25 protein-coding genes are annotated in these 22,867 nt (G+C 71.4%); 14 read left to right on the top strand and 11 right to left on the bottom strand.

The genetic code is table 11. The annotated features are described in order from the left end of the window. Positions 1-19: 19 nt before the first annotated feature. The gene (locus ABFX51_RS34325) at positions 20-652 is read right to left on the bottom strand and encodes a hypothetical protein (protein ID WP_218153544.1); all 633 of its coding nucleotides are present in this window, start codon (positions 650-652) and stop codon (positions 20-22) included. A gap of 239 nt (positions 653-891) precedes the next feature. Continuing rightward, a complete protein-coding gene (locus ABFX51_RS34330) occupies positions 892-1,974 on the bottom strand; it encodes a magnesium and cobalt transport protein CorA (RefSeq protein ID WP_091511815.1) in 1,083 nt (360 codons plus the stop codon). A 372-nt stretch (positions 1,975-2,346) separates the two neighbouring features. Here ABFX51_RS34330 and ABFX51_RS34335 point away from each other — a divergent pair, with 372 nt between their 5' ends. Next, a complete protein-coding gene (locus ABFX51_RS34335) occupies positions 2,347-3,441 on the top strand; it encodes a DUF2332 domain-containing protein (RefSeq protein WP_091511816.1) in 1,095 nt (364 codons plus the stop codon). A 44-nt stretch (positions 3,442-3,485) separates the two neighbouring features. On the opposite strand, the gene ABFX51_RS34340 is transcribed toward ABFX51_RS34335, so the two are convergent. Both ABFX51_RS34340 and ABFX51_RS34345 read right to left on the bottom strand, forming a co-directional pair. After that, positions 3,486-3,779: a hypothetical protein gene (locus ABFX51_RS34340; RefSeq protein WP_091511819.1), complete on the bottom strand. Its 294-nt coding sequence runs from the start codon at positions 3,777-3,779 to the stop codon at positions 3,486-3,488. A 137-nt stretch (positions 3,780-3,916) separates the two neighbouring features. After that, the gene (locus ABFX51_RS34345) at positions 3,917-4,303 is read right to left on the bottom strand and encodes an NUDIX hydrolase (protein WP_346056248.1); all 387 of its coding nucleotides are present in this window, start codon (positions 4,301-4,303) and stop codon (positions 3,917-3,919) included. 188 nt (positions 4,304-4,491) lie between these two features. Here ABFX51_RS34345 and ABFX51_RS34350 point away from each other — a divergent pair, with 188 nt between their 5' ends. From ABFX51_RS34350 to ABFX51_RS34375, 6 genes are all read left to right on the top strand, one after another. Then, positions 4,492-4,650: a hypothetical protein gene (locus ABFX51_RS34350; protein WP_177228847.1), complete on the top strand. Its 159-nt coding sequence runs from the start codon at positions 4,492-4,494 to the stop codon at positions 4,648-4,650. A gap of 2 nt (positions 4,651-4,652) precedes the next feature. Further along, positions 4,653-5,213: a PH domain-containing protein gene (locus tag ABFX51_RS34355; protein WP_091511823.1), complete on the top strand. Its 561-nt coding sequence runs from the start codon at positions 4,653-4,655 to the stop codon at positions 5,211-5,213. Between the two features lie 85 nt (positions 5,214-5,298). Beyond that, positions 5,299-6,168 carry a PHP domain-containing protein gene (locus ABFX51_RS34360; RefSeq protein WP_091511825.1) on the top strand — a complete coding sequence of 290 codons (870 nt, stop codon included), beginning with the start codon at positions 5,299-5,301 and terminating at the stop codon, positions 6,166-6,168. Then, positions 6,169-6,786 carry a MarC family protein gene (locus ABFX51_RS34365; RefSeq protein ID WP_091511827.1) on the top strand — a complete coding sequence of 206 codons (618 nt, stop codon included), beginning with the start codon at positions 6,169-6,171 and terminating at the stop codon, positions 6,784-6,786. Positions 6,787-6,799: 13 nt separating this feature from the next. Further along, on the top strand, positions 6,800-7,657 hold the full coding sequence (locus ABFX51_RS34370; RefSeq protein ID WP_177228851.1) for a RecB family exonuclease: 858 nt from the start codon (positions 6,800-6,802) through the stop codon (positions 7,655-7,657). A gap of 49 nt (positions 7,658-7,706) precedes the next feature. Beyond that, positions 7,707-8,027 (top strand): hypothetical protein, encoded by a 321-nt coding sequence (locus ABFX51_RS34375; RefSeq protein ID WP_091511829.1) that lies wholly within the window; start codon positions 7,707-7,709, stop codon positions 8,025-8,027. On the opposite strand, the gene ABFX51_RS34380 is transcribed toward ABFX51_RS34375, so the two are convergent. The 3 genes from ABFX51_RS34380 to ABFX51_RS34390 form a co-directional block, all read right to left on the bottom strand. Next, complete coding sequence (locus ABFX51_RS34380) at positions 8,024-8,863, bottom strand: alpha/beta fold hydrolase (RefSeq protein WP_346056249.1); 840 nt, start codon at positions 8,861-8,863, stop codon at positions 8,024-8,026. The genes ABFX51_RS34375 and ABFX51_RS34380 overlap by 4 nt on opposite strands. After that, positions 8,860-10,170, bottom strand: coding sequence for an Rv3212 family protein (locus tag ABFX51_RS34385; protein WP_428832524.1), 1,311 nt, complete (start codon positions 10,168-10,170; stop codon positions 8,860-8,862). The genes ABFX51_RS34380 and ABFX51_RS34385 overlap by 4 nt, the downstream gene beginning before the upstream one ends. Positions 10,171-11,232: 1,062 nt before the next feature. After that, positions 11,233-12,954 (bottom strand): DEAD/DEAH box helicase, encoded by a 1,722-nt coding sequence (locus tag ABFX51_RS34390; protein WP_143249932.1) that lies wholly within the window; start codon positions 12,952-12,954, stop codon positions 11,233-11,235. A 371-nt stretch (positions 12,955-13,325) separates the two neighbouring features. On the opposite strand from ABFX51_RS34390, the gene ABFX51_RS34395 reads away from it, so the two are divergent. Then, entirely contained in the window at positions 13,326-13,973 is a 648-nt protein-coding gene (locus ABFX51_RS34395) for a ferritin-like fold-containing protein (RefSeq protein ID WP_091511833.1), read from the top strand. 45 nt (positions 13,974-14,018) lie between these two features. Beyond that, entirely contained in the window at positions 14,019-14,249 is a 231-nt protein-coding gene (locus ABFX51_RS34400; RefSeq protein ID WP_091511836.1) for a DUF3107 domain-containing protein, read from the top strand. A gap of 8 nt (positions 14,250-14,257) precedes the next feature. On the opposite strand, the gene ABFX51_RS34405 is transcribed toward ABFX51_RS34400, so the two are convergent. From ABFX51_RS34405 to ABFX51_RS34415, 3 genes are read right to left on the bottom strand one after another with little or no spacing between them, the layout of a single operon-like run. After that, positions 14,258-14,953: a tyrosine-protein phosphatase gene (locus ABFX51_RS34405; RefSeq protein ID WP_346056250.1), complete on the bottom strand. Its 696-nt coding sequence runs from the start codon at positions 14,951-14,953 to the stop codon at positions 14,258-14,260. Between the two features lie 33 nt (positions 14,954-14,986). Continuing rightward, complete coding sequence (locus ABFX51_RS34410; protein ID WP_091511841.1) at positions 14,987-15,295, bottom strand: DUF4873 domain-containing protein; 309 nt, start codon at positions 15,293-15,295, stop codon at positions 14,987-14,989. Further along, a complete protein-coding gene (locus tag ABFX51_RS34415; RefSeq protein WP_091511844.1) occupies positions 15,285-16,049 on the bottom strand; it encodes a TetR/AcrR family transcriptional regulator in 765 nt (254 codons plus the stop codon). The genes ABFX51_RS34410 and ABFX51_RS34415 overlap by 11 nt, the downstream gene beginning before the upstream one ends. A 52-nt stretch (positions 16,050-16,101) precedes the next feature. Here ABFX51_RS34415 and ABFX51_RS34420 point away from each other — a divergent pair, with 52 nt between their 5' ends. Continuing rightward, entirely contained in the window at positions 16,102-17,004 is a 903-nt protein-coding gene (locus ABFX51_RS34420; protein ID WP_091511846.1) for an AurF N-oxygenase family protein, read from the top strand. Then, complete coding sequence (locus tag ABFX51_RS34425) at positions 17,001-17,888, top strand: alpha/beta fold hydrolase (RefSeq protein WP_091511849.1); 888 nt, start codon at positions 17,001-17,003, stop codon at positions 17,886-17,888. The genes ABFX51_RS34420 and ABFX51_RS34425 overlap by 4 nt, the downstream gene beginning before the upstream one ends. A gap of 537 nt (positions 17,889-18,425) precedes the next feature. Here ABFX51_RS34425 and ABFX51_RS34430 read toward each other — a convergent pair. Next, positions 18,426-19,052: a TetR/AcrR family transcriptional regulator gene (locus ABFX51_RS34430; protein WP_091511851.1), complete on the bottom strand. Its 627-nt coding sequence runs from the start codon at positions 19,050-19,052 to the stop codon at positions 18,426-18,428. Positions 19,053-19,137: 85 nt separating this feature from the next. Between ABFX51_RS34430 and ABFX51_RS34435 the strand changes: the two genes are divergently transcribed. From ABFX51_RS34435 to moeZ, 3 genes are all read left to right on the top strand, one after another. Next, positions 19,138-20,142: an alpha/beta fold hydrolase gene (locus ABFX51_RS34435; RefSeq protein WP_091512026.1), complete on the top strand. Its 1,005-nt coding sequence runs from the start codon at positions 19,138-19,140 to the stop codon at positions 20,140-20,142. Positions 20,143-20,222: 80 nt separating this feature from the next. Then, positions 20,223-21,338, top strand: coding sequence for a DUF3152 domain-containing protein (locus tag ABFX51_RS34440; protein ID WP_346056252.1), 1,116 nt, complete (start codon positions 20,223-20,225; stop codon positions 21,336-21,338). A gap of 84 nt (positions 21,339-21,422) precedes the next feature. Beyond that, positions 21,423-22,601 carry an adenylyltransferase/sulfurtransferase MoeZ gene (moeZ, locus tag ABFX51_RS34445; protein WP_091512028.1) on the top strand — a complete coding sequence of 393 codons (1,179 nt, stop codon included), beginning with the start codon at positions 21,423-21,425 and terminating at the stop codon, positions 22,599-22,601. Positions 22,602-22,867 lie beyond the last annotated feature (266 nt).

Below are 22,867 nucleotides of genomic sequence, written 5' to 3' on the forward strand. Positions count from 1 at the left end.
CCAGACTAGAACCCCGGGGTCACAGACCACCGACTTTGACCGGGAACTTCTGGATGCTCGCGATGGTCTCGCCCGAGTCCTGCAGGACGAGGTCGACGGGGTTCTCCAGTTTGTAGGCATCACCGTTCGGTGGGAAGTTGTTGAGCCGCCCCAGCAGCTTCCCGGGGTTCTTCGTGGTCAGCACGAGCGGCTCGTCCAGCTTTTCCGGCGGGTTCTCGATGCGCAGGGTGAAGGCGAGGAACAACGTCTGCTCCCACGTCGGCGGGAACTGGGAAATGCTGCGCAACAGGCTGTCCGGCGTTTTCGCGGAATCGTCGTGCCGGAGTTCGATCTCGCCGAGGCCCTGCCGGTCCTGGCCGGTGAGCCGGAAATCGGTGACCTTGAGCTTGAGGTTCCACGGGTCGGCGGAGTCCTGCTCGGCCACCCGGAGGTGAACCTGACCCGACAGGTCCACGCTCGCGTCGGACTCCCGTACCCGCAGCCCTGTGCCGGGTGCGTCCAACCGCCAGGTGAACTCCTCGCCCACCTTCGGCGGCGTGGGGGTCTGGCGTGGCCTTGCGGCCGCCGGAGCCGCGCCGGCCAGCGGTAGCGCGACCGCGAGGGCCGCTGTCGTGGTCAGGAAGCTCCGGCGGCTCGAACCCGCAGTGCTCATCGTTCGCCCTTCTCTCACTTTCAGTGACATGTACGACACTAAATGTGAGCAAAGCCGAGCGCGAGAGCCGCCACCCGGCTCAGTGAGCGGCGCGGGCGAGTTCCGGGTGGTCGGCGATGAAGAACACGACCGCGGCGATCCACAGCAGGCTGAACGCCAGTGCCCAGAACTTGAGGTTGGTCAGGAAGCGCGACACGGGTCATCACTCCTTTCGCGAGTTTTTCAGGAGAGATCGGGGGTCACAGCCACTTGTTCTTCCTGAATATTCGGTAGAGGAGCAGGCACGTCCCGAGTATCACGAGCAGTGCCAGCGGGTAGCCGAACTGCCAGTGCAGTTCGGGCATGTACTCGAAGTTCATCCCCTCGATACCGGCGAGCATCGTGGGGACGGTGATGATCGCCGCCCAGGCGGTGATCTTGCGCATGTCGGTGTTCTGCTGCAGCGAGATCTTCGCGACCGTCGCGTCGACGAGCGTGTTGAGCAGCTCGTCGAAGTTCGCCACGCGCTCCGACACGGTGATCAGGTGGTCGTCGACGTCGCGGAAGTACGAGCGGACCTCGTCGGGCACCAGCCGCGTGAAGCCCTCGGCGAGCCGCCGCACCGGAGCGGCGAGCGGCACCACCGCGCGGCGCAGCTCCAGTACCTCGCGCTTCATCAGGTAGATCTGCTCGGCGCTGACCATCGTGCGGGGCGCGAAGACCCTGGTCTCGATCTCTTCGATGTCGTCCTCGACCGCGGCGGTCACGTCGAGGTAGTGGTCCACGACGTGGTCGGTGATGGCGTGCAGCACCGCGGCGGGCCCGAACTTCAGCCGCTCCGGGTCCTCGTCGAGGTCCTGGCGGACCCGCGCCAGCCCCGAGTGCGCGCCGTGGCGCACGGTGATGATGAAGTCGCGGCCGAGGAACGTCATGAGCTCGCCGGTCTCGACGATCTCGTTGGCCGTGGTGGGCGACTCGTGCTCGACGTACCGCAGGGTCTTGAGCACCATGAACAACGTCTCGTCGTAGCGCTCGAGCTTGGGCCGCTGGTGCGCCTGCACGGCGTCCTCCACCGCGAGCTCGTGCAGGCCGTACATCTCCGCGATGCCCTGGATCTGCTGCTCGTCCGGCTCGTGCAGGCCGATCCAGACGAACCCCTCGCGCCGCCTGCGGACCTCCTTGATCGCCTCGCCGTGCGTCCAGCGCCCTGGCAGGCGTTTGCCGTCGACGTACACCGCGCAGTCCACGACGTAGGCCGACAGCGGCACCGGGATGGGCGGCTGGATGCGCGCGCGGCCGTTGCCGCGACCGCGCAGGCCGCCGAGGGACGGAATCGCAGGCATGGGATCTCCTGGCTGACGTAGTGCGAGCTACTACGACGGCCGCGCGGGGGTGTCCGCCCGGCCTTCGACCAGCGTCCCGGGGGAACGGGTTAGCGAGGAGACCTCGGCCCGGCCGGCGGGGGAACGCTGGTTTTCCTAGGGAGCGGACTATCGCCACTGCTCATCGTGCGTTCCTCACCTCCTCAGGCCGGGGACGGGTGCTTGCGGGAGATCGTTCCGACGCGACGCTCCCGTTGGTCGAGGGTACTCCTCGGCAACAGTCACGTCGTTCCCGGCCGGTGTGGTGTTACCCGCTTTTCCAGGGGAGTCGACCTCCTCCGGTGACACGCTTAGGGTGGGAACCCGAAGCGCGCACGAACGGAAAGGCGCCGCGTGGAACTGGACGAGGTCAAACAGCGGCTGCGCACGTTCGCCGCCGGGCAGGCGGCGGGTGTGTCGCCGCTGTACGAGCACCTGGCGGGGCACGCGGCCGAGGACGACGAGATCGCCGGCCTGCTCACGGCGGCGCCGGACGAGCACGCCGACGCGGCGTTGCTGCTCGCCGCGGCGCACCGGCTCGTGCAGGCCGATCCCGTGCACCCGCTGTTCCGGTACTACCCGTCGCTCGGCGGGTCCGACGGCGTGGACGAGTCCACGTGGCCGATGTTCCGCGATTTCCTGCTGGAGCGGGCGGACCGCGTCCGCGAGCTCGTCGCGACCCGGCACGTCCAGACCAACGAGGTGGGCCGCGCGGCCGGGCTGTACCCGGCGGTCGCGCTCGCCGCGAAACAGGCCGGCGGCAAGGTCGCGCTGCTCGAAGTCGGTTGTGCGGCGGGGCTGCTGCTCGGTCTGGACCGGTTCGGCTACCGCTACCAGTGCGACGGTGGTGAGCAGCTCGCGGCGGGGCCGGCGAAGGCGGCGGTGGGCCTGCACTGCGCACTCGACCTCGGGCCGGGCGCGAAACTGCCGAAGGTGCCCAAAAAGCTCGCGGTGACGGGCAAAGTGGGGCTGGACAACGCACCGGTCGACCTGTCCGACGAGGACGAGCTCGCGTGGCTGGAAGCGTGTGTCTGGGCCGACCAGCTCGACCGCATCCGGTTGCTGCGGGCGGCCGCCGCGGCGCAGCGCAAGGACGTGCCGGAGCTGCTGGGCGGGGACGCGGTGGACGACCTGGCCGCCGCCGCGGCGCGCACCGAGGGGCCGCTGGTGGTCCTGACCAGCCGGGTGCTCGGGCACACCGGCGGGCGGGACGCGGAGTTCGTCGAGGCGCTGGCGAAGCTCGCCGCGGACCGTCCGGTGTGGTGGGTCAGCGACGAGCCGTACGAGGTGTCGCTGGTGCACGTGCTGCCGGGGCGCGGCGAACTCGCCTTCGCGGAGACCTACGGGTGCACGCTGGGTCTCACCAGCTGGCGTGACGGCGTACCCGAGGCGCGGGCGCTCGGGCAGACGTCGAAGTACGGCAACCGGATGACCTGGCTGGCGGCCTGACCGGGCAGGCACCCCGGCGGTGAGCCGGGGTGCCTGGCGGTTGATCAGTACTTCACCCACAGCAGGAGGAAGTTGCCGGTGTTGTCGGCCTTGCACTGGTAGTCGCGGCCCGGGTACTGCCGCTGGGCGTCCTGGACGCACTGAGCCAAGGAAGCCATGCTGTTGCTCCCCTGGTACCACTGCACGTACACCCAGGTCCCCGGCGACGTGGGGGGCTGGGGGGAGATCCCGATGGGGTCCTTCGGGTTGACGTCGGCCACGGCCAGACCCGAAGCGGAAGCCATCCCGGCGAACACCGCGAGTGCGACCCCGACCCCGGTCACGAGCTTGCGCAGCACCTGAACTCCTTCTGTCGAAAGGGCATCGGTGGTGGAGCTGTCCCCCACCCCCTCGGACCCAAGCAGGTCAGACAGGACGAATCGGCACTCGCTTGTGGATCTTGATCGAAGGGGCAGCCGAACCGGCCCTTCCGGCCTCAGCAGCGGGGGAGGCTGTCCCACTCCTCGAGCGCCTCGGCCAGGCCCTCGGTCAGCCGCAGCGTCCCGAAGGCCGCCGCGTCGACCCAGCGGGCCTCGTCGGCGTCGTCGCCGGGGCGGAGCGTCCCGCCGGTGACCTCGCAGGCGTAGTCGTAGATCTCGTACCGGCCCCGCACGACCATGCCGACCAGCGCGCCCGGCCGCACCTCCAGGCCGGTCTCTTCGCGCATCTCCCGCACCACGGCCTGCTCGTCCGACTCCCCGGGCTCGACCCGCCCGCCGGGCAGCGACCACAGCCCGCGCCCCGGCTCGTGCCCCCGCCGGATCACCAGCAACCGCCCGTCCGGGTCATGCAGGATGCCGCCGACGCACCGCACCGCTCCCATCCCCGCAGCGTAACGGCGTACGGACCGTTCGAGGTGTACACGGAGAGTAGCCGTGCGGTACGATCTCGAGCGGGCACTGACCCAAGCGCGGGACTTTTCTCCCGTAACGGCGCGCAGTGCGGTACAACGTTACTGGTGAGCTTGCTGAACCGATGCCGGAGCAAGAGACGGGATTGATCGTTGTGGACGTGAAGAAGATCTTGTCGATCGCGGGTATCGCGTTGGTCTTGTTCTTCGTCATTGCGCAACCAGGACAGGCCGCGAACCTCGTCGGCAACATCGTGGACTTCCTGCGCAGCTCTGCCGAGGCCGTGATCACCTTCGTCAGCAACGTGTTCAACGGGTAGCCGTGTTCGCTCCCCGGGACCCCGACGAGTACCTGCTCGACACCGAGCGGCGGGTGGTCAGGGTCCGCAGGCACTGGGCGGTCCTGGCCTGGGACACCTTCGAGGCGGTGGCGCTGCTCGCCATCTGCGTGATGGTGTCCTACCTGCTGCCCCCTTCGATGTACATCGTCCAGAACATCCTCTGGTACGCCGCGCTCCTGGTCGTGCTGGTCTACGCCTTCAAGGTGATGGAGTGGTGGGTCGAGCGGCTGGTGGTCACGGACAAGCGGTTCGTGCTCACCACCGGCGTGTTCACCACCAAGGTCGCCATGATGCCGATCAGCAAGGTCACCGACCTGACCTACCAGCGCACGGCGTGGGGCCGCATGTTCGGTTACGGCACGGTCGTGGTGGAGTCGGCGGGGCAGATCCAGGCCCTCAACCGCATCGACTTCCTCCCCCGTCCGGAGGAGTTCTACGACACCATCTCCGAGCTCGTCTTCGGTGACAAGCAGAAGCAGAGCGAGCGCTTCTCGATGATCAAGGCGCAGCGGCTGGCGCGCGGCAAGAAGATGGTCGGCTGAAGCGAGCGGGTGCGGTCTGCTCGCCGCGGAGCACCCCCGAAGGTGGTCGCCTCGCGTTGCCGGGCCCGGTTCCGCATAGGTCAGAATGGGTCCGATGCGCATCGACCTGCACACCCATTCGACCGTCTCCGATGGCACGGACAGCCCAGCCGAACTCGTCCAGGTGGCCGCACAGGCCGGCCTCGACGCGATCGCCATCACCGACCACGACACGACCGCGGGCTGGGACGCCGCGATCGCGGCGCTGCCGCCCGGGCTGACCCTCGTCCCCGGCGCCGAACTGTCCTGCGTCAGCTACCACGACGGTCCGCACGGGATCAGCGTGCACCTGCTCGCGTACCTGTTCGACCCGGCGTCGCCCGCGATCGTCGCCGAGCAGCAGCGCCTGCGCCTCGAACGGCGCACCCGGGTGCGGGCGATGGCCGAGCGCATGGCCGCCGACGGACTGCCCGTCGACGCCGACGAGATCATGGGCCTGCTGCCCGCCGACTCCCCGGCCGGGCGCCCCCACCTGGCGCAGGCGCTCGTGCGCGCCGGCCTGGTGAGGACGGTGGACCAGGCGTTCGCGGAGTACCTCGGCGCCGGCCGCGGCTACTACCTGCCCCGGCAGGACACCCCGGTCGAGGAGGCGATCGACATGATCGCCGCGGCGGGCGGGGTGACCGTGTTCGCGCACCCGTTCGCCCGCAGCCGCGGCCGCGTCGTCTCCGTCGACACCCTCGCCAAGCTGGCCGAACACGGGCTGACCGGGGTGGAGGTCGACCACCCCAACCACGACGAGGAGACCCGCGTCCAGCTGCGGGGGCTCGCCCGCGAACTGGACCTCGTACCCACCGGCTCCAGCGACTACCACGGCACCAACAAGACGATCCCGATCGGCGCCGAGACCACGCCGCCGGAATCGCTCGAAGCGCTCGTCGCCCGCTCGTCCGGCTACCGGGTCGCGGTGGGCTGAGTGTCGTTCTTCGACGTCAACGTCTTCATCGAGGCCACCATCACGCTCGTCGTGATCATGGACCCGCCCGGCACGGTGCCGGTGTTCCTCAGCCTCGTCGGCCGCAAGTCGCCCGCCGCCAGGGCCCGCGCGGCCCGGCAGGCCGTGCTGGTGTCGCTGCTGGTGATCACCCTGTTCGCGGTCGCGGGCCAGGCGATACTGGCGTACCTCGGCATCGGCATCCCCGCGTTGCAGGGCGCGGGCGGGCTGCTCCTGCTGCTGATCGCGCTGGACCTGCTCACCGGCAAGGGCGGCACGGAACCCGAGGTCGTCGAGGACGTGAACGTGGCCCTGGTGCCGCTGGGCACGCCGTTGCTCGCGGGCCCCGGTGCGATCGCGGCGACCATCGTGTTCGTGCGCGAGGCGTCCGGGCACTTCGGCGCGTACGTGGCACTGGCGCTCGCGATCGTCGTCGTGCACCTCGTGCTGTTCCTGTGCATGCAGTACTCCGGCCTGGTCATCCGGCTGATCAGGGAAAGCGGCATCCTGCTGCTGGCGAAGATCGCGGGTCTGCTGCTGGCCGCGATCGCCGTCGAACTCGTGGCGAACTCCGTGCGCGGGTTCATCGCGGGGGCCTGAGTACGGTGGTGGCGTGGAACAACTGGGCTTCGAGTTCGCGGTCGAGCCGCGGCGCCTGACGAAGGTCAGCCCGGCGCGGCTGGCGACGTTCGCCGACTGCCCCCGCCGGTACCGGCTGACGTACCTCGACCGGCCGACGCCGACCCGCACCGGTCCCTGGGCGCACAGCACGCTGGGCGCGGTCGTGCACAACGCGTTGCGCGCCCTGTTCGAGCTGCCGCCGGAGCGGCGTACCCCCGTCCGCGCCGCCCAGCTGGTCAGCGAGCACTGGCAGGACGCGGGGTTCGCGGACGCCGAGCAGGCCGCGACCTACCGGGACCGCGCCAAGACGTGGGTCATGGAGTACGTCGAGCACAACGACGTCTCCTCGACGCCGATCGGGCTGGAGCGCTGGGTTTCCGCGCCGGTCAACCCCGAGCCGGGGCAGCCGCCGTCGATGATCATCGAAGGCCGTGCGGACCGCATCGACGAGCGCGGCGCGGAGCTGGTGATCGTCGACTACAAGACCGGCCGCCGCGCGCCGGACGAGTACGAGGCCCGCAGCTCGCAAGCGCTTGCGATGTACGCCGTGGCCGCCGCCCGCACGCTGCGCCGCCCGTGCCGCCGCGTCGAACTGCACCACCTGCCGACGGGGACGGTCGCGGCGGCCGAGCACACGACCGACACCCTGCGCCGCCACCTGTCGCGGGCGGAGGAGACGGCGGAGGACGTGCGCCTGGCGACGGACACCCTGGCCGCGGGCGGGGACGGTGACGTGCTGTTCCCGGTGAACACGGGCACGCGCTGCTCGTGGTGCGACTTCCGGCCGAGCTGCCCGGAGGGGCAGCAGGCCGCGCCGCAGGCGAAGCCGTGGGAGCTGCTGGCGCCGTGAGGGAGCTTGCGAGCGAACCGTTCAGCACCACGTCCGCCGAGGAGGCCGCGTGAGTACCGAGGAACTGCAGGTCGTCGCTGTCGAGGGTGAGCGACCCCGGCGCGGGCGGTGGTGGCGCGGGCTGACGGGCTCACTGGCCGCCGGCCTGGCGGGGCTCGCCGTGATCGTGCTGGGCGCCGGCGTCGTGAGCGCGCTGCTGGGTGCGCCGGGGCCCGGGGTGTGGCTGCTGGTCGGGCATCCCGTGGCGGCCGTGCTCGCGTTGGCAGCGCAGCGTTTCGCCGACCGCCGTGACGGCGCCGTGGCGGGTGTCGCCGGAGCTGTCGTCGTCGTGGTGGTGCTGCTGGCGCTGTGGCTGTTCTGGTGGGGCTAGCGCCAGGACCGCCAGACGGGGAGCAGGACGTCGAGCAGACCGCGCGGGTTCTCCGTGTTGGGGGAGTGCGCGGCGTTCGGCACCAGCGCGAACGGGGCGCCGAGGCGTGCGGCCATGTCCTGCTGGGAAGCGACGCTCCACGCGTCGTCGCCCTCGCCCGCCACGACGAGCGCGGGCACGTCGCGCTCGCGCAGCGTTTCCGCGAGTGACGCGACGAGATCGGGTTCGTGGCGCAGGCCGTCGGCCATGCCCAGCAGTCCCTGGGGGCTGGAGGAGACGAACCGGTTGCGGTAGAACTCCTTCAGTTCCGCTGGCATCGGGAGCTGTGCGTACATCTCCTCGCGTGTGGCGTACGCGGCCTCGATGCCCTGCCGGCGCAGCAGCGGTTCGCCGAGGCTGAGCGCTGTGCGGCGAGGGCCGTCGGGGAGCGCGGCCGGTCCGCTGTCCATGAGTGTCAGCCCGGCGACCGGCGCGCCCGCGAGCACCGCGGCCCGTGCGACGAGGCCACCGTACGAGTGGCCCAGCAGCAGCACCGGTTTTCCGTCGGCGGCCAGGTGTTCGACCACGCCGGCCACGACCCGGCCGAGCGGGGCGGGCAGGTACGCGGACTCGTCTTCGGGGCCGGGCGATTCGTACTGCCCCGGCAGGTCGATCGCGACCGTGCGGAACCCGGCTTCGGCCATGCCGTCCAGCATGGGTGCGAAGTCCTCTTTGGACCCGGTGTAGCCGGGCACCAGCAGCGCGACGGCGTCGCCGGGCTTCTTCGTGACGAGCGCGGCGAGCGGGCCGGGCAGGTCGACGCGCTCGGCGGCGTGCGGGGTCAGCGGCCCGGTCATCGGAGCGCCACCAGCGTCTGGCCGCGCTGTTCGAGGAGGACGGGGCCGATCGCGGCGAGCCGGACGGGGCCGGTGTAGCCGTGGCGGTCGATGCCGAGGGTGCGGATGGTGGAGCCGTCCTGTTCGTTGAGCACGGCCAGCCCGCCCTGGATCGGCACGACGAGCTGGTGGTCGAACAACACGCCCGGCCCGAGCGCGGAGCTGAGTGTCCACTTCGGAGTGAGGTTGTCCCGGGAGAGCGCCACCAGCTTGGAGCCGGTGAACCAGTACACAGTGGACGGTGTGGACGACGTGACGGGGATCCCGTTGGCCGGGTCGTTCGCGAGGTCCTCGGGCGGCAGGTCGAGCGGGTACGCGGACACCTCGTTGCCGTCGGCGCCGTAGAGCACGAGCTGCTTCTGGTCGGCGAGGGCGACCGCGACGTAGTCGCCGGACATCGCGACGAGGCGGCCGGAGACGCCGGGCAGCAGCGTGCTGAACGACACCTGGGGCTGGTCGGCGTCCTTGGGGGCGGCGCGGTAGACGGTGAGGCGGTCGCCGGGGTCGCCGGGGCAGCGCTCGATCACGCCGACGCGGCTGGAGGCCATGGCGACGGAGCCGTAGGTGCAGCCGGTGCGGGGCTGCTTGCCGGGGTTGACCAGCGCGGGGACCTGCCCGTATTCGACGGTTTCGACGAGGTCGTCGCGCCAGGTGTTGAGCAGGGTGTGGCCGAAGGCGGTGACGTACGAGCTGTCGGCGACGAGGCCGGCGCCGAGCTGGGCGCTACCGGTGCGTTGTGCTTCGCGGTGCCCGGTGTCGGGGTCGAGTGCGATGACTTCGCTGCAGCCGGTCTCTCCGCGGAGGCCGTCCTTGCGGAACAGGGCGACGGCGCGGGACCAGCCCTCGGCGGCGGTGCAGAGCTGCAGGTCGCGGGCGTAGCGCCAGCGGACCTGCCCGGTGAGGGGGTCGCGCCCGGCGAGTTCGCCGCCGTCGGCGGTGACGACGGACTTGCCCGCGGCGATCGGTTCTGGGGCGGCGCCGCTCGGTGCCTGCCAGAGCTCGCTGAGCTGGGCGGGGACGGCGGCGGGGACTTCGGGCAGGGCGGGAGCGGGGCCGGCGGTCTCGGAGATCGTGGCGCGGCTCTCGCTGTTCGCCCAAACGGTGACACCCACGGCGACGACGGCGACCGCGATGAGCACGGCGATGACCTTGTCGCGGGGCCTGCTCCAGGGCGAACGGCGGGCGCGCTGGACGTGCCGGCGGGGCTGGCTGCGGACGATCGGGGCGGCGCCGGAGGCCGCGGCAAGGACATCCTCGACGCCGATGATGTCGGTGGCGTCGGGATCGTCGGACCGGCGCCGGTGCCGCCCAGAGCCGGGCCGGGCGTCGGGGGTGAGCGTGACGGGGCGGAGGTTGTCCCGGGTGCCGAGGGCGTGCTTGGGCTCCCGGGGGGAGGTCGGGGCTTCGGCTGGGGTGGCTGGGGTGGCAGCTTCAGCGGTGGTGGCCGCCGAGGTGCCGGTGGTGGGTGCGGCGACGTCGGAGGCAGGGGTGGTTGGTCCGGCTCCGGGGGAGACGGGACCCTCGGGCAGGGTGGCCGCGGTGCCAGGTTCAGCGATGGTGGCCTCAGGGGCGGAATCCTCCGCCTGGATCCCAGGGCCTTCCGCTGGAGTTTCGGCGCGTCCCGCCGCCTGCGCGGTAGTTGCCGGAGTTTGGGCGGTCTCCGGCCTCGAGGGCTCCATTGGAGCCTCGGCACCTTCGTCTGCAGGCGCGGGAGCCTGGGCGGTCTCCGGCCTTGAGCGCTCAGCCGCCTCGGCCGAAGGGGTGGCAAGGGCCGGAGCCTGGGCGCTTTCAGGCGCCTGCGGCTCCGAGACCACCGCCGTGGGACCGGCCACCTCCGGCCCAGAGGTCGCCTTGGTCTTCGGGGCCGTCGCTGGAGCCGAAGCCTCGGGCCCTTCCGCCTCCGGAGCCGAAGCTCCGGGCCCCTCCGTTTCCGGGGCGGAAGTCGCCGGGCGCTCGGCACCTTCCGAGCCTGAAGCCGCCGGGGGGTGTGCTTTCGGACCCGAAGCCTCGGGCCCCTCCACCTCCGGGCCTGAAGCCTCGGGCTCAGAGGTCGCCGTGGTCTCCGCGGCAGCCGCCGGACCTGGAGCCTCGGGTCCCTCCGCCTTCGGCCCCGAAGGCTCCGGAGCCGAAGCTCCGGGCCCCTCCGCTTCCGGATCCGAAGCCGCCGGGGGTGGCTTGGGCAGTGACGGTTCAGCCGTCGACGGTGCGGTTGGTTCGGGGGGACCGCCGCGCTGGGCGGTCTCCTCCTGGCGCTCGTCGTGGTTCGACGTACCCTCGGCGGGCTCCCTCACCTGCACTTCTCCCGTGATCGGCGCGACTGGCGTCCTCGCTCAGTCTGCCGAAGCAGGCGTATCGGATGCGTTTGCCGCGCCGGAGCGGCGACGACGCCTCCGCCTTGCGGGGCGCTCCGGGTTCTCACCGCCCGCTTCACGCTCGGCCGACGGCGGAGCCGTCTCGCCACTGCGCGTCCGCACCCGGCGGCGCGTCGCGGGGCGCTCCTCCGCCGAGTCCGAAGCGGCAGCCGAACCCGCGCCAGCAGCCGAGCCGGAAGCACCCGAACCCGCGCCCGAGGCCGAGCCGGAAGCACCCGAGCCCGCCCCAGCATCACTCGATCCGGTCTTCGCGGCGGCGTCCGCGGCCTCGACGGCCTCCGCCGCGGCCGCGCCACCGCGCGTCCGGCGGCGCTTGCGCGTCCGCGGCGCCGGGGACTCCGGACCGCGGCGCTTCCGGCCGCCCATCTTCTCCTCCGGCTCGGCCGCCAGCCCGGCCCGCGTCCGCTTGCCCAGCGGCAGCCTGCCGGTCGCGTCCTCCGGGATGTCGAGGTCCGTGAACAGGTGCTTCGACGTCGAGTAGGTCTCCACCGGCTCCGGGATGTCCAGGCCGAGCGTGTCGGAGATCAGCTTCCAGCGCGCTTCCTCGTCCCAGTCGACGAGGGTGATCGCGACACCCGTCTTGCCCGCGCGGCCCGTGCGGCCGATGCGGTGCACGTACGTCTTCTCGTCCTCGGGCGTCTGGTAGTTGATCACGTGCGTGACGTCGTCCACGTCGATGCCGCGCGCCGCCACGTCGGTGGCCACCAGCACGTCGACCTTGCCCGACCGGAACGCCCGCAGCGCCTGCTCACGCGCACCCTGGCCGAGGTCACCGTGCACGGCCGCCGCCGCGAAACCCCGCTCGCTGAGGTCGTCGGCCACCTTCTGCGCCGTGCGCTTGGTGCGGGTGAAGACCATCGTCAGCCCGCGGTCCTTCGCCTGCAGCACACGGGCGAGCAGCTCCGGCTTGTCCAGCGAGTGCGCCCGGTAGACGAACTGGGTGGTGCGCTCGTGCACGGCACCGGCGTCGTTCTCCTCCGCGCGGATGTGCGTCGGGCGGTTCAGGAACGTGCGGGCCAGCGTGATGATCGGGCCGGGCATCGTCGCCGAGAACAGCATCGTCTGCCGCTCCTCGGGCACCATGCCGAGGATGCGCTCGATGTCGGGCAGGAAGCCCAGGTCGAGCATCTCGTCGGCCTCGTCCAGCACCAGCGCGCGGACCTTGCCCAGCACCAGGTGCCGCTGCTCGGCGAGGTCGAGCAGCCGGCCGGGGGTGCCGATCACCAGGTCGACGCCCTTGCGCAGCGCGTCGATCTGCTGCTCGTAGGGGCGCCCGCCGTAGATGGCGAGCGTGCGGATGCCGAGGTACTTGCCCGCGTCCTGGAGGTCGTGCGCGACCTGGACGCACAGCTCACGGGTCGGCACCACGACCAGCGCCTGCGGCGTGCCGTCACCCGGAGTGGTGATGCGCTGGAGCAGCGGGACGCCGAAGCCCAGCGTCTTGCCCATGCCCGTGCGGGCCTGGCCGATCAGGTCCTCGCCCGCCATCGCGAGCGGCAGCGTCAGCGCCTGGATGGCGAAGGTGCGCTCGATACCGGCCTCGGCCAGCGCGCGCACGATCTCGGGGCGCACCTCGAACTCGGCGAAGGTCGGGTTCTCCGGCTTGACCTCGGCGCCCGCCTGCAGCGGGTGCGAGGTGTCGGTGGCGGGCACGCCGCTCTCGCTGTGCTCGAGGGCCACCGGGTCGGTTTCTGTTCGGTTGGGGGAAGTGCTCGCGGTCAGTGTGATCGCCTCTCTCGTACCAGCGCGCACAGCCTGGTCGGATCTCGGCACTCGACCGCGGAATCGTTCGGCCGGCGGGAATGCCGCAAAAAGGCTTGCACGCACACTGTGTTGTCCGAGCCGCTTCCGAACGCGGCCCGATAATCCGCCCCACAGCGGCGTCGTCCCAGGTGGAAGGCACTGTGCCTCTCGGACGGGCGCACTGTCGCCGGAGCGGAAGCTCCGTCAATACACCGACTATTGTACCGGCCGCCCCCCTGGCCTCGGCATTTCGGTCCGGCGTGTCCACGTGGGATTGGTCTCTTCCAGTGGCGACTAGGCTCACGGCCGTGACCACCCAGATCAGTGAAGGTGTCGTCGACCTGCTCGGGGTCGTCGCCTACGGTGAGCTGTCCGCATTCGATCGGATGGCGGAAGACGCCCGCACCGCGCCCACCCTGTCCGGGCGCGCGGCGCTCGCCTCGATGGCGGCCGCGGAGATCGGGCACTACGAGGTCCTGGCGCGTTACCTCGCCAAGCACGGCGTCCCGGTGGAGGACGCGATGGCCCCGTTCGTCTCGCACATCGACGCGTGGCACGCCTCCACCGCGCCGAAGTCGTGGCTGGAATCGCTGGTCAAGGCGTACGTCGGGGACGGGCTGGCGGCCGATTTCTACCGCGAGGTCGCCAGCTGGCTCGACGACGAGACGAAGGACCTCGTGCTCACGGTGCTCGACGACACGGGGCACTCGGCGTTCGCCGAGCGGGAGGTCGCGGCCGGGATCGAGGCCGACCCCAAGACGAGGGACCGGCTCGCGCTGTGGGGGCGGCGGCTGCTGGGGGAGGCGCTGACGCAGGCGCAGTACGTCGCGGCGGAACGGGACGGGCTGGCCGAGCTGATCGTGTCCGGTTCGGGTGATCTCGCGGGAATCGCGGCGCTGTTCCGGCGGTTGCAACAGGGGCACACCAAACGGATGCAGAAGCTGGGGCTCGGATAGCCTCTAGGGCAACAAGCGTGACGAAGAGATAGGCGGAGGTCACCCGTGGAGGTCAAGATCGGCATCAAGGACACCCCCCGTGAGCTGGTGGTGTCCAGTGGCCAGACGGCCGAGGAGGTCGAGGCGCTGGTCGCCGACGCGCTGAAGGCCACCGACGGCGTCTTCCGCCTCACCGACGAGAAGGGCCGCAAGTTCCTGGTCCCGTCGGACCGGATCGCCTACGTCGAGATCGCCCCGACCGACGTGCGGCGGGTCGGGTTCGCGGTCGGTTCGTAGTCCGGCTTTCACCGCGCACGAGGGACGCTCCCGCTCCGGCGGGGGCGTCCCTCGTGCGTTGACCGGGTGCGGATGGCCGTGAGCTGCGCCGACGTGGCGCCGCCGGCCAGGAGGAGGCCTGCCGGGTCGAGCCCGTCGAGGGTGGCGCGGACGGCCCCCGCGAGGGTGGTGCCGTGGTGGCGCAGCGCGGCTTCGATCAGCGGGGCCTGGTGCGGCGCCGCGGACCGGGCCGCCCGCAGGTAGTCGGCGACGATCGCCGCCGGTTCGACGTCGGCGAGTGCGAGCAGGAGCAGTGCGACCAGGCCGGTCCGGTCGCGGCCCAGGCCGCAGTGGAACAGCACGCCGCCTGGCCTGGCCTCGGCGAGAGCGGCGATCGCGGCGGCGCAGCGTTCCGGCTTCCGCGCCAGGAACAGCGGGTAGTACAGCGGGCTCCCGTCACGGCCCTCGCGTCGGACCTGGCGCCAGAACTCCACGTCGGCCACGTCGTCGAGGGGCACGTGCACGACGTCCATGCCCGGCGCGTCGTACGGCTCGATCTCGTCGTCGTTGCGCAGGTCCACGACGGTGCGGATGCCGGCTCGACGGGCGCTGCGCCAGTCCGCCCCGGGGCGAGGTGCCGCCGAGCGGAAGAAGGCGCCGTGTGCGGTCACGCCCGATCGAGTGGGCAGTCCGCCGAGGTCGTGGCAGTGGGGGAAGCCGTGCACCCGGTCAGGTTCGGGCCTGCCCCGGGGGCAAGGTCAAATCTCGGCCAGGGACTTCGGCACCGAGAACGGGGGCGTGCTCGTGCCGAGGACGCGGTACCGGCCCCACGGGTCGGGGTCGGACAGCTCACCGTGGGCCGTGCCTTCCGGCGTACGTATTTCGGCCACCTTCTTCCGGCCGCCGAGCAGCTCGTGCAGGGTTTCGTTCGCGGCGACCCGGCCGTACCAGTGGTAGTAGCCGTCGATGGGCTGGAAGTGCCCGCGCAGCTCGACCTCCACCGCGAACTCCGTGCCGTCCACGACCAGCGTCGCGGTGCCGGTGTAGCCGTCCTCGTCAGCCGACATCCGACTCCTCCTTCTTCCCCGCCGAAAGACGTACGACCTTGTTCTCCTCCAGCGGGAGGTTCGGATCGATCGTGATGCCCTGCTGGCGCGCCAGCCCGTCGATCGCGGCCCAGATGATCTGCGTCAGGTACTCCACGACGCTGTCCCGGCTCATGGAACGCCGTTCCAGCCACCACTCGCCGGTGTTCTGGACCATGCCGACGATCCCGTACGCCCAGGGTTCGGCGGCGCCCGAGTCCATGCCGAACATCCGCATGTAGTCGCCGAGCAGCGCGGTCAGCGCCGTCGCGATCAGCTCCTTGTCCTCGGCGACGACGTCGGCGTCCGCGGGCTTCTCGGTGAACGAGCCGCGCGCGAGCAGGCGGTAGAGGTTCGGGTGCTCCTCGATGACGGTGAAGAACGCGTCGAGCGCCATGCGGATGCGCGGCACCGGCGCCAGCTCGGCGTTGATCGCGGGGACGAGGCGGGAGAACAGCAGCTCCGTGCCGCGCTGGCCGAGCGCGAGGTACAGGTCGGCCTTGTCCGCGAAATGCCGGTACAGCACGGGTTTCGTGACGCCCGCGGCGACCGCGACGTCCTCCATCGCGAGGTCGGGGCCGTGCTCGTCGAGCGCCTTCAGCGCCGCCTCGACGAACTCCGCACGCCGCGCCACGCGGTGCTTGCGCCACCGGTCACGCCGGGCGTCCCCGGTCGCCGGTTCGTCGGCCTTGGGGCCCTTTCCGCTGCGCTTGACACCTTCAGCCACGGCGCTCATGCTACCAAAGGTAACTGTTACCGGTGGTTACACACAAATCCGGAGGGGCGCGATGACGCGGGCACTCGAGGACGAGGGGCGGGAGAAGACCGCCGACCGGCTGCTGAAGTCGTCGGCTGGCAAGTTCTACGACCCCGAGGTCGACATCGACTGGGGAGCACCGCTGCCGGAAGGTGGTCTGTACCAGCTGGAACACCGGTGCTCGCTGTACGGCACGCACCTGTGGGACCGGCTGACGCCGGAGCAGCGCGTGGAGCTGGGCAAGCACGAGCTGGCGAGCATCGCGAGCAACGGGATCTTCTTCGAGGTGCTGCTCATGCAGCTGCTGCTCAAGGAGGTCTACAACAGCGACCCGACCACGCGGCACGTCCAGTACGCGCTGACCGAGATCGCCGACGAGTGCCGCCACTCGACGATGTTCGCCCGCTTCGTCGAGCGCGTCGGGGCACCGCCGTACGGGCCGGTGAAGATCGTGCACCGGCTGGGCAAGCTGCTGCCGTTCATCGGGTACGGCCCCGCGCTGTACGGCTCGATCCTCGTCGCCGAGGAGGTGCTGGACCGGCTGCAGCGCGAAAGCATGGCCGACGAGGGCATCCAGCCGCTGGTGCGGATGGTCAACCGCATCCACGTCCTGGAGGAGGCCCGGCACGTCACGTTCGCCCGCGAGGAGGTCCTGCGGCGGACGCCGAAGCTGTCGAAGGCCGAGCTGGGGTACCAGCGGTGGCTCATCGCGTCCGTCAGCTTCGCGATCACGCGCAGCCTGATCAACCCGCAGGTGTACAAGGCGGTCGGGCTGCGGCCGCGCGAGGCGTGGGAGACCGCGCTGGCGAACCCGCACTTCCAGGAGACGATCCGGTGGGCGGGGGAGCGGATCATGGGCTTCCTGACGGAGGCCGGGCTCGTCGGCGCGCCGGGGATGGGCCTGTGGCGCAAGTCCTTCCTGCTCGCGAAATGACGGCGGCGAAGGTCGGTCACCGGTTCGTCACCGCTGACGGGACGGCGTTGTACGTCGACGTTTCGGGGCCAGCGGACGCTCCGGTGACGTTGGTGCTGGTGCACGCATGGACGCAGGACTCCACCGAGTGGGAGCCGATCCTGCCGCTGCTGCCCCCGGACGTCCGGGTGGTGCGGTACGACCACCGCGGGCACGGCGCGTCCGCCCCGGCCAAGCCCGGGACGGCGACGATCGCGCAGCTTGCCGACGACCTCGCCGAGCTGGTCTCCGACCGCGTGCCGGGGCGGATCGTGCTGGCGGGGCACTCGCTGGGCGGGATGACGGTGATGGAGCTGGCGGAGCGGCACCCGGAGCTGGTGCGGGAGCGTGTCGCGGGGGTCGCGTTCATCGCCACGTCGTGCTCGAACCTCGACCGCATGACGCTCGGGCTGCGGGGCGCGGCCGGACGCGCGGCGATCCGCGTCGACAAGGCGCTGGCGCGGATGCTCACGCGGTACGAGAAGGAGTCCGTCCCGGTGCCCGCGGCGCTGGCTCGCCCGGCGACGAAGTGGCTGGCGTTCGGCAGGAAGGTCGACCGCGCGGACGTGCGGGCGATGACCGCGCAGTTCCTGCGGGCGCACCCGAGGAGCATCGGCGGTTTCCGCGACTCGATCTCGCGGCACGACCGGCGTGAGGCGCTGGCGAGGCTCGCGGGCAGGCCGAGCGTCGTGCTCGTCGGCGACCGGGACCGGCTCACTCCGGTGTCCCACGCACGGGTGATCGCGGCCGAGCTGCCGGATGCGGAGTTCGTCCTGTTCCCCGGTGCGGGGCACGAGCTGCCGTACGAGCGGCGGCAGGGTGTGGCGCAGCGGCTGAGGTGGCTGGTGGAGGCCGCCCGGGGGTGAGTTCCGGCGGGTGGGCTCGCGGCGGGGTCGGGTGGCGGCGGGGTGCGCCGGTGCCGCAGGGGGGTGCCGGGGTGCTGTGCCTTGGTGCTGTGACCTGCTCGGGTGGTGGCGGGGTGTGGCCGCGGGAGGCGGTGGGGTGCGGCCGGTGCCGGGGCGGGTTGCGTGAGCGGTGGGGTGCCTGGCTGGAGAAGCGGGTGGGCGGCCGGTGGCCGGATAGGGCGAGCAGCCTCGACGCGGCCCCGGCCGCCGGAGAGCGGGTGGCCTGCCGAGGAGTGGGTGCCCGGCCCGGCCAGCTAAACCGCCGGAGCAGGCGCCCGGCCCGATCCGCCGGGGAGTGGATGCCTGGCCTGTCCGGCCCGACCTGGCGGGGAGCGAGTGCCTGGGCCCCCGGAGCGGATGCTCGGCTGCCGGAGCCGACCCGGCCCGACGGAGCGCCTGCCCCACTCGCCAAACCCGCCGGAGCGCGGCCAAACCCGCCGGAGCGCCTGCCCCACCCGCCAAACCCGCCGGAGCGGGCGCCCGGCCGCCGGCGCGCCGCTACTTGCCCTGCAGTGGGAAGCCCGCGCCGATGCCGCGCCACGCGAGTGTCGCGGTGAGGGCCACCGCCTCTTCGCGGCTCATGGTGCTGTGGTGCGTCAGCCAGAAGCGGGCGCTGACCTGGCTCATGCCCACCAGCCCGACCGCCAGCAGCCGCGCCTTCGCCTCGTCGAGGCCCGCGTCCGCGGTGATCGTCTCCGTGATGGCGTCCACGCTGGCCGACGTGGCCCTGTCGACCGCGTCCTGCACGGCCGGCTCGCCACGCAGGTCCGACTCGAACACCATCCGGAACGCGCCGGCGTCGTTGTTGACGAAGTCGAAGAACGCACCGACCGCCGCCTGCACGCGCAGCTTGTTGTCCGTCGTCGACGCCAGCGCCTCCTGGACGCGCCCCACCAGCTCGTCGACGTGGCTTTCCAGCAGCGCGATGTACAGGTCGAGCTTGCCGGGGAAGTGCTGGTACAGCACCGGCTTCGACACCCCGGCCTGCTCGGCGATCTCGTCCATCGCCGCCGCGTGGTAACCGTTCGCGGAGAAGACGCGCTGCGCCGCCGCGAGCAGTTGCGCCCGCCGCTCGGTGCGCGGCAGCCGCACGCCTCGCTGCTGGGCAGGCGCGGTTTCCGACATGTTTCCTCCCGAATAGACCCGTTCGAGATTACTCGGCGGTACCGACGAGTCGCCAAGCCCGGCCTTCCAGTTGCATGCTGGTTTGATGACCGACACCGTTCAGACCGCCGGAGAGGCCGATTCCGGCAGACGCGCCGCGGTGACGCACGTGCCTCTCTCCAAGACCCCGCTACCCGACCTCGACCCGGCACAGCGACCGTGGCCGGGCACCGTCGAAACCGCGGGCGGGGTTTCCCTGCACGTGCGCCGCACCCCCGGCGCGGCCGACACCACCGCCATCTACGTGCACGGCCTCGGCGGCTCCTCGACCAACTGGACGGATCTGGCGACACTGCTGGCCCCCTTCGCCACCGGGCTGTCCGTCGACCTGCCCGGCTTCGGCTTCTCGGAGCCCACCGAGGGCTTCCGGTTCAGCCTCGACGAGCACGCCGACGAGCTGGCCCGGTTCATCGAGGGGCTCGGCAACGGGCCCGTGCACCTGCTCGGCAACTCGATGGGCGGTGCCGTCGTGCTGCTCGTCGCGGCGCGGCGGCCGGAACTGGTGCGCAGCCTCACCCTGATCTCGCCGGCGATGCCCGACCGCAGGCCGGACCCGCGGCGGCTGTCGGATCCGCTGATGATGCTGGCGTACCTGCCGCTGGTCGGTCGCGGCGTGCGGCGGAAGCTCGCGGCGATGAGCCCGCGCGAGCGCGCCGCGCAGGTCATCAAGCTGTGCTTCGCCGACCCGGACGCGTTCCCGCAGCACCGGCTCGACGAGCTGGCCGAGGAGCACACCGCGCGGGCCGAACTGAAGTGGGCCAACGCGGCGATGGCGGCGAGCACCATGGGGATCTTCCGGACGTGGTTCGCGCGCGGGCCGAAGTCGCTGTGGTCGGTCGCGCCGCAGGTCGGTGTGCCGTCGCTCGTGGTGTGGGGGACCGAGGACAGGGTGATCTCCGTCCGGCGTGCCGCGCGCACCGCGAAGGCGCTCCAGCGGGCCCGGCTGCTCGTGCTGCCGCGCACCGGGCACGTCGCCCAGATGGAACGTCCCGTTGCCGTCGCGAAAGCCGTTTTGGGCATGTGGGAACGGGTGGAGGGGAACGCCTGGTAGGCCAACCGGGTGAAGAAAATTCGCAGTGTGCCGGGCTGGTCGCTGTGCGCAGCGCGGTGGGGGTGTGGCACCCTGGGCCCGTGAACCGGGTGAAGAACGGCGAGCAGAGCGAGGAGCAGCGGTCCCGGCACCGTTCCCCGCAACGCCGTTCACGCCGCGATTCCGCCGACCGGTACGCGCGAGGCCGCCGTCGCACGAAGGGTGAGCCGCTCAGCGCGTCCTGGCGTCCCGCCACCCCCGGCCAGCTGGAGCAGACCCCGCAGGAGGCCCGCAAGGCCCGCCGTCAGCGCGGCCGCCTGCGGCGCGTGGCGAAGGCCTACGGGTGGCGGATGTACGCGCTGCCGATCCTGGTGGTCCTCACCGCGCTCGTGGTGTTCAACACCGCGCGGGAGCCCGCCCAGCCCGCCACCGGCTCGGGTGCGTCCACCGGCACCGACGGCATCGCCGCGGACGGCGGGGTGCCCGAGAAGCCCGCGCTGCCGGCGAACCTGAACGTGCCCACCGCCCCGCTGCCCGACGGCGGCGCCTTCACGCAGGCGGGCAAGATGACGTGGCACGTCGTCCCGCTGTCCAACGACGGCACGAGCGGCAAACGGGCGGGCACCGGCGGTCGGCTGTACCACTACACGATCGAGGTCGAGGACGGCATCGACCCGGCCAGCTACGCGGGGGACGACTCGTTCGCCCGCACCGTCGAGGCCACGCTGTCGGACGCCCGCAGCTGGATCGGCACCGGCAAGGTGAGCATGCAGCGGGTCGACGCGAGCTTCCCCGACCCGGACTTCCGCGTCCGCCTGACCACGCCGGACACCGCGACGCGCGCGGACCTGTGCGGGTTCGGCATCCCGTTCCCGACGTCGTGCTACATCCGCGGGTTCCACCACAGCGTGATCATCAACCTGGCCCGGTGGGTGCGGGGCGCGCTGGCGTTCGGCGCCGACATGGGGACGTACCGGCAGTATGCGATCAACCACGAGGTCGGGCACGCGCTCGGCAACGGGCACGTGGGCTGCAAGGAGGACGGCGCGCCGGCGCCGGTGATGATGCAACAGACGTTCGGGGTCAGCAACAACTACGTCGCCGAGCTGAACCAGGTCGACATCTACAACTCGAAGGCCGTGCCCTCGGACGGCAAGACGTGCAAGCCGAACGCGTGGCCGGTGCTGAACCTCGGGGACACCGCTCCCACGGGCTGAGACAGGGGCCGGGAAGACGTCACCCCTCGCGCGCGTTGTGGATACTGGGTAGTTGGACGCGATCCGCGCGAGATGGAGGACCCGATGTCAGGCACGCTGCCGCCGCTCGTCGAGCCGGCCGCCGAGCTCACCAAGGAAGAGGTGGCCCGGTACAGCCGGCACCTGATCATCCCGGATGTCGGGATGGACGGGCAGAAGCGGCTGAAGAACGCGAAGGTGCTGGTCATCGGCGCGGGCGGGCTCGGCAGCCCGGCCCTGCTGTACCTGGCGGCCGCGGGCGTCGGCACGCTCGGCGTCATCGACTTCGACGTGGTGGACGAGTCGAACCTGCAGCGCCAGGTGATCCACGGGCAGTCCGACGTGGGCAAGCCGAAGGCCGTCTCGGCGAAGGAGTCGATCGCCGAGATCAACCCGTTCGTCGACGTCATCCTGCACACCGAGCAGCTGACCACCGAGAACGCGCTCGACATCTTCCGGCCGTACGACCTGATCCTCGACGGCACGGACAACTTCGCCACCCGGTACCTCGTCAACGACGCCGCGGTGATCCTCGACAAGCCGTACGTGTGGGGCTCGATCTTCCGCTTCGAGGGCCAGGTCAGCGTGTTCTGGGAGAACGCGCCCAACGGCAAGGGCCTGAACTACCGCGACCTGTACCCGGAGGCCCCGCCGCCCGGGATGGTGCCCTCGTGCGCCGAGGGTGGCGTGCTGGGTGTGCTGTGCGCCTCCATCGGTTCGATCATGGTCACCGAGGCGATCAAGCTGATCACCGGTATCGGGGAGCCGCTGCTCGGGCGCCTGATCAGCTATGACGCGCTGGAGATGCGCTACCGCGAGGTCAAGATCCGGAAGGACCCGGAGACGCCGAAGATCACCGAGCTGATCGACTACGAGGCGTTCTGCGGGGTGGTTTCGGACGAGGCGCAGAACGCGGCGAGCAACCACACCATCACCCCGGCCGAGCTGAAGGCGAAGTTCGACGCGGGTGAGGAGTTCGAGCTGATCGACGTCCGCGAGCCGCACGAGTACGAGATCGTGAACATCAAGGGCGCGAAGCTGATCCCGAAGGACCGCATCCTCTCGGGTGAGGCGCTGGCGGAACTGCCGCAGGACAAGCCGATCGTGCTGCACTGCAAGTCGGGGGCGCGCTCGGCCGAGGCGCTGGCCGCGTTGCACCGCGCCGGGTTCAAGGACGCCACGCACCTCGGCGGTGGCGTGCTGGCCTGGGCGAAGCAGATCGACCCGAGCCTGCCGACGTACTGAGCCGCGGCGGAAGGGCGCTTCGGGAGGCTGCTTCCCGGGGCGCCCTTTTCGTGCGGGTGGCGTCGGGGCGCGTCCCGCGTCTGCCGACGTGCTGAGTTCAAGCGGAGGGGCGTCCTGGGACGTGGTTCCGGGACGTCCCTTTTGTGCAGGTGGCCTCGGGATGCGCCACGCACCTCGGCGGCGGCGTGCTGGCCTGGGCGAAGCAGATCGACCCGAGCCTGCCGACGTACTGAGCCGCGGCGGAAGGGCGCTTCGGGAGGCTGCTT

Origin of the sequence: Amycolatopsis dongchuanensis (assembly GCF_039542405.1) — a bacterium.
Lineage (GTDB): Bacteria > Actinomycetota > Actinomycetes > Mycobacteriales > Pseudonocardiaceae > Amycolatopsis_E > Amycolatopsis_E sacchari.